Raw genomic sequence first — 1,166 nt, 5'->3', positions numbered from 1 at the left:
ATTTTCGAGACAACGCCGGCGCCGACGGTGCGGCCGCCTTCGCGGATCGCGAAGCGCAGGCCGTTTTCCATCGCGATCGGCGCGATCAGCTCAACGCCGAACGACACGTTGTCGCCGGGCATGACCATCTCGGTGCCTTCGGCCAGGGTCACGGTGCCGGTCACGTCAGTCGTACGGAAGTAGAACTGCGGACGGTAGTTCGCGAAGAACGGGGTGTGACGACCGCCTTCTTCCTTGGTCAGGATGTAGGCTTCGGCTTCGAACTTGGTGTGCGGTGTCACCGAACCCGGCTTACACAGAACCTGGCCACGCTCAACGCCGTCACGGTCAACACCACGCAGCAGGGCGCCGATGTTATCGCCAGCTTCACCGCGGTCCAGCAGCTTGCGGAACATTTCAACGCCGGTGCAGGTGGTTTTCGAAGTGTCGCGGATGCCGACGATTTCGATCTCGTCGCCAACGTTGATCACGCCACGCTCAACACGACCGGTCACAACGGTACCACGGCCCGAGATCGAGAACACGTCTTCGATCGGCATCAGGAACGGCTGGTCAACAGCACGCTCGGGGGTGTCGATGTAGTCATCAACAGCCGCCATCAGTTCCTTGATCTTCTCTTCGCCGATTTCCGGGTTGTTGCCTTCCATCGCGGCCAGAGCCGAACCTGCAACGATCGGAATATCGTCGCCGGGGTATTCGTAGCTGGACAGCAGTTCGCGAACTTCCATCTCAACCAGTTCCAGCAGCTCTTCGTCGTCAACCTGGTCAACTTTGTTCAGGAACACGACCATCTTCGGGATGCCAACCTGGCGGCCCAGCAGGATGTGCTCGCGGGTCTGCGGCATCGGGCCGTCAGCAGCGTTCACAACCAGGATCGCGCCGTCCATCTGAGCGGCACCGGTGATCATGTTTTTGACGTAGTCGGCGTGGCCGGGGCAGTCAACGTGCGCATAGTGGCGGTTGTCGGTCTCGTATTCCACGTGGGCGGTCGAGATGGTGATGCCACGTGCTTTTTCTTCCGGCGCACCGTCGATCTGGTCATACGCTTTGAAGTCACCGAAATACTTGGTGATTGCTGCGGTCAGCGTGGTCTTGCCGTGGTCAACGTGGCCAATCGTGCCGATGTTGACGTGCGGTTTTGTACGCTCAAACTTTTCCTTTGCCAT

The 1,166-nt window shown here is 59.6% G+C and carries 1 protein-coding gene; it reads right to left on the bottom strand.

The genetic code is table 11. The features are described from left to right. Positions 1–1,166, bottom strand: a 1,166-nt coding sequence (tuf, locus tag ACR0D7_RS19385) for an elongation factor Tu (RefSeq protein WP_480680478.1), incomplete at both ends; no start/stop codon positions are given.

The sequence above is a fragment of the Ruegeria sp. BB7 genome, assembly GCF_056539365.1.
The sequence above is the reverse complement of the archived record's forward strand: the minus strand, read 5'-3'. Positions and strand labels throughout refer to the sequence as shown.